This window comes from Nevskia soli, assembly GCF_903970205.1.
GTDB lineage: Bacteria > Acidobacteriota > Terriglobia > Bryobacterales > Bryobacteraceae > Bog-113.
Genome location: NZ_CAJCHS010000263.1, coordinates 1 through 4,657 on the forward strand (window position 1 = coordinate 1; position 4,657 = coordinate 4,657).

The 4,657-nt window shown below is 59.5% G+C and carries 5 protein-coding genes; 4 read left to right on the forward strand and 1 reads right to left on the reverse strand.

Features of this window, described 5'->3' with window-relative positions; genetic code table 11:
- The first annotated feature begins 87 nt into the window (after positions 1–87).
- The 4 genes from H1Y01_RS11915 to H1Y01_RS11930 all read left to right on the forward strand — a co-directional run bounded on the left by H1Y01_RS11915 (position 88) and on the right by H1Y01_RS11930 (position 3,072).
- A complete protein-coding gene (locus H1Y01_RS11915; RefSeq protein WP_180540743.1) occupies positions 88–1,851 on the forward strand; it encodes a DUF885 domain-containing protein in 1,764 nt (587 codons plus the stop codon).
- Positions 1,832–2,272 (forward strand): peroxiredoxin family protein, encoded by a 441-nt coding sequence (locus H1Y01_RS11920; RefSeq protein ID WP_180540744.1) that lies wholly within the window; start codon positions 1,832–1,834, stop codon positions 2,270–2,272. The genes H1Y01_RS11915 and H1Y01_RS11920 overlap by 20 nt, the downstream gene beginning before the upstream one ends.
- A gap of 63 nt (positions 2,273–2,335) precedes the next feature.
- Complete coding sequence (gene nuoI / locus H1Y01_RS11925) at positions 2,336–2,848, forward strand: NADH-quinone oxidoreductase subunit NuoI (protein ID WP_180540745.1); 513 nt, start codon at positions 2,336–2,338, stop codon at positions 2,846–2,848.
- 38 nt (positions 2,849–2,886) lie between these two features.
- Positions 2,887–3,072 (forward strand): hypothetical protein, encoded by a 186-nt coding sequence (locus H1Y01_RS11930; protein WP_180540746.1) that lies wholly within the window; start codon positions 2,887–2,889, stop codon positions 3,070–3,072.
- A 560-nt stretch (positions 3,073–3,632) separates the two neighbouring features.
- On the opposite strand, the gene H1Y01_RS11935 is transcribed toward H1Y01_RS11930, so the two are convergent.
- Positions 3,633–3,953: a type II toxin-antitoxin system VapC family toxin gene (locus H1Y01_RS11935; protein WP_219341487.1), complete on the reverse strand. Its 321-nt coding sequence runs from the start codon at positions 3,951–3,953 to the stop codon at positions 3,633–3,635.
- Between the last annotated feature and the right edge of the window lie 704 nt (positions 3,954–4,657).

Consider the following 4,657-nt stretch of genomic DNA (forward strand, 5'->3'; position numbering starts at 1 on the left):
ATGCAGAGGAATGAGGCCCAAAGGGAATTGCGCAGAAACTTCATGGTTGTTTGGCTATCATAACGTCACCCGATGGCGCATCACCCCATGCTTCGTTATGTCCCGTTAATTCTGGCCGCCCTTCCGATGGCGTCATACGCGCAAGAAGAAGCGGCCCGCCTGCACCAGCTCTTCGCCGACCAACACGCGTGGCTCATGCGTCACGATCCGGAACTGGCGACCTTCGAGGGCTATCCGGGGTACAACGACCGCTGGTCGGACCGGTCGCCGGAAGCCATCGCGGCCGCGAAGAAACACACCATCGACTTGCTGCCGCGTTTGATGGCAATCGATCGCGCCAAGCTCGGGACGGACGATCAGCTGAACTTCGACCTGTTCCGCTGGATGGTGGAATCCGAAATCGAGGGCAATCGTTTTCCATCCGAGTTTCTGGCGGTTGATCCGCTCGGCGGCGGCGTGCACAGCGAGGTCCCGCGCGTGCTGGAGAGCGCTCCGGCACGCACCGTCAAAGATTACGAGGACGCGATTGCACGCCTTAAGACCGCACCCGCTCTGGTGGACCAAAACATCGCCCTGCTGCGTGAGGGCCTTCGCACCGGCGTCACGCAGCCGAGCGTAGTGATGCGCGATGTTCCCGCCCAAGTGGACGCCATTTTGAAGCAGGCGCCGGCGGAGAGCGTCCTGCTCAAGAACTTCAACAATTTCCCGGCGAGCATTCCGCCGGCCGATCAGGACCGGCTGCGGCGCGAGGCTGCCGCGCTCGTCGACGGGAAAGTCTATCCGGCGTTTCGGACCTGGCGCGATTTCCTGGTGAACGAATACATCCCGCATTGCCGCGAAACAATCGCGTTCTCCGCGGTGCCGGATGGCGCGGCCTGGTATCGGGCGAACGTCAAGCGGCAGACCACGACCGGCCTGACTCCGGAACAGATTCACGCGATCGGCGAAAGCGAGGTGAAACGCATTCGGGCAGAGATGGAAAAGACCCTGGCTGCGGCGGACTTCCACGGCAGCTTTGTCGAGTTCGTTCAGTTTCTGCGCGCCGATCCGCGCTTCTATTACACGCGAGCTGACGACCTGGTCACCGGCTATCGGGATATCTGCAAGCGCATCGACGAGCAACTGCCGAAGCTGTTCGGCAAGCTGCCGCGAACGCCCTATGGAGTCGAGCCCATTGACGCTTATTACGCGCCTTCGCAAACGACGGCGTTCTATGATCCGGGGTCGGTGGACGGCAGCCGTCCGGGTATCTACCGCGTGAATACGTACAAGCTGGATCAGCGGCCCAAGTATGAGATGGAAGTGCTTTCGATGCACGAGTCCGTACCGGGGCACCATCTGCAGATCGCGCTGGCTCATGAGTTGACGGATGTTCCGGACTTTCGCAAGTCGCTGGATCCGACGGCGTTTGTGGAGGGCTGGGGACTCTATGCGGAGAGCCTCGGGTATGAGATGGGCTTTTACAAAGATCCGTACTCGCGATTCGCCCAGTTGAGTTACGAGATGTGGCGGGCGTGCCGGCTGGTCGTCGATACTGGAATGCATGCGATGGGCTGGACGCGGCAGCAGGCGATCGATTTCATGAAGGCGAATACGGCGCTGACTGCGACGAATATCGTGGCGGAAGTGGATCGCTACATCGCGTGGCCGGGGCAGGCGGACGCGTACAAGATCGGGCAGCTGAAGATCCGCGAGCTGCGCACGAAAGCGGAACAGCGCTTGGGCGCGAAGTTCGACGTGCGCCGCTTTCATGACGAGGTGCTCAGCGCCGGTGCGATTCCGCTGAATGTGTTAGACACGCGGGTGAATGCATGGATCGAGGAGCAGGCACGTGCTGACACCGGGAACTAAGGCCCCGAATTTCGCTCTAAAGGATTGGCTTTCGGATAGGCCGCTGGTCCTGGTCTTCTTCAAAGTGGCCTGCCCGACCTGCCAGTACACGATGCCGTTCGTGCAGCGGATCGCCAACGCGGCTGCCGGAAAGGCGACTTTTCTGGCGGTGTCGCAGGATGACGCGTCGGCCACGCGCGAGTTCTACGAGACCTACGGGCTAAGTTTGCCGGTTCTTCCCGACACGAAGAAGGAGCACTACGCCGGCGCGAACGCCTATCGAATTGAGTTTGTCCCCACAGTCTTCGTGATCTCGCCGGAGGGCATGATCACGCAGTCCTTCACCGGCTTCGTGAAGGCCGACTTGGATGCGCTGGGCAAGCAGTTCGGCGTCGAGACATTCCGCCAACGCGAGAAGGTTCCGGCGCTGAAACCGGGCTGACACGCCAGGCTTTGAGCGCGCCGGTCGGTGCGCCTACGCGATCGCATGTACGATAGGAACTAGATGGCGAACAAACTGGAAGAGATCTTCGGCGCGGCCGCTTCGGTGGCCAAAGGCATGAGCGTCACGCTGAAGGAGATGCTGTCGCCGGATATCACCGAGACTTATCCGGATGAACCGCCGAAGTTTGAAGAACGCTATCGCGGCAAGCACGTGCTGCAGCGCGATGAGAACGGCCTGGAAAAGTGCGTGGCCTGTTTCCTGTGTTCGGCCGCGTGTCCGGCGCAGTGCATCTATATTGAAGCGGCCGAGAATACGGAACAGGTTCGGATCAGCGGCGGCGAGCGCTACGCCAAGGTCTACAACATCGATTACAACCGGTGTATCTTTTGCGGGTTTTGCGTGGAGGCTTGCCCGACGGATGCGATTACGCATGGGCATGGCTTCGAGCTCTCGAGTTTCAATACGAGCACGCTGGTTTACCGCAAAGAAGACTTGCTTGCGCCGTCGCGGAATGCTGCGGGTGGGGTGCTGGTAGACGCGGTGCCGGCGGATTCGGTTGGTTCCGGGCATTAAGGCGGCGCGGGAGATCGCTGCGTTAAAGGGACGAAGGCGTGACCGGCTTACAACTCTACATTTTAGTGGCGATTCCGCTCGTGGGTATCTTGGCGAACACGGCACTGTTCGTCAACTTGGCGTCGCGCATGGACACGCGCTTCGACTTGGTGATGAGAAAATTCTCGGAGCTCGACACCCGCGTCGCCGTGCTCGAGGATCGCGTCATGCGCGGCAGTCAGTGAACAAGGTAGCGCAGGCCTGGCGGACGAGACAAAGCTATTCGAGATTCTCGACCAGATGCACCGTTCGGTTGCCGGGCAACCTTTTAGTCGAAGGAGACCGCTTGCTGACGCGCGCGGCTCTGTAGTTCTAAGTACGTTACAGAGCCGCGACGGTGACGGAGCGGTTACCTAAGTACGTTACAGAGCCGCGACGGTGACGGAGCGGTTACCTAAGTACGTTACAGAGCCGCGACGGTGACGGAGCGGTTACCCGCGCAAGCACGGCATTCAGGCGGAAGATGTTGACGCCATCGTTCGCGAAGAGCGCAATAGGTCGAAGTTCGGTCGGTAGTGCTGGTTGCTGCTCACTGCCGACACGAATACTTGCTTCGCCTCCGGGTCTACGACAGCATCGGCATTATTACCGTCGCGGTTCCTGGGTCTGACATCTGCGCGCTAGCAGGAGCGATCGTCTCGGAGATAATCATTGAGATGATTTCCGTCACGCTGCTGCGGATGCAGTATTGTCCGCGGCGGTTCGTTGATCTTTTGCTGACGACTTTCTCGGACAAGAGCTTGCGTTAAGGATGCGCAGCGTGGATCGGAAGTTCCTCAACGGTGATAGTTCGAATCCGTTCGGGTCGGCGCAGCTTCTTGTCGTTGGTCAAAAAGTATTCCGCTTCCGACTGTATCGCCGTCGCCAGTTGGACCGCATCAGGCGTGCGCAGGCTGTAGCGAGATCGCAAACTCAGCAGCTTGCTGCGCGATAGCTGCACTAACCGGTAACGTTTGAGATTGCGCACGGTGAGCGTTAGTGTGGATGTAACTACCTGGAACAAACTGGAATCCAGCTCCTGTCGATCCCAACGATGAACCCCCGGAACCCAAGCCCTGGAGCTCAAGAATGCTGGCACTCTGAACTTGAGCTGACTCGCCCGGCGCATCGAGTTCCGCGAGCAATCGTTTCTGATCGACAGCGCTCAGAGATCTCGCGCGTCTAAGTGCCTCGTCGTACTGAGAAGTCGCCATTGGTTTCATCCGGCCCTTCCATTATTGTGCATCGGATCTGTTCATGGGCGAGAACGGCCAAGCCCTACTTATTGTGAACCCTGCCGCTGAGAAAGCCTCGCACGCTGTTTTCGCGGTCAACGAACCTATCACCCGTCGACGCCGGCCCCTCGCCGCGCGTCTCGGATCAACGGCTCGATACCAGGTACCGCGCACCGCTATTCCCGACAAGCCTCCGCAGGCAGTGCTATTCACGTAACGCGGACGTAATGGATGGAATGAAAAAGATTGCTTACCACTTCGAGATCACCCGCCAGGATGCGCGCCTCCGGGGTATCGCCGCCGAGTAACTGGTGTGGTGTAGTCAACCCATCTGTTTTAGAAAACCCGGTTTCCCCGCGCAAGACAGTGATCCGCGACAGTCCTTGGATTGACCTTCAGATCGTTCATCAGCCGCCCATCGACATCGGCCCCTCCCCACGCGTCAGCGAGGCGATCATATCCTCCCGGCGCTGCAACGTCACATCTAACGCGGAATCCGTCGCCACCCAATACACAATGCCGCCGATGAACGCCGCGAGCAACAGCAGTCCGAAGA

What these genes read in the sequence shown, in the direction of transcription:
- nuoI (WP_180540745.1), top strand. Translation starts at nt 2,336, where the DNA reads ATGGCGAACAAACTGGAAGAGATCTTCGGCGCGGCCGCTTCGGTGGCC.
- H1Y01_RS11915 (WP_180540743.1), top strand. Translation starts at nt 88, where the DNA reads ATGCTTCGTTATGTCCCGTTAATTCTGGCCGCCCTTCCGATGGCGTCA.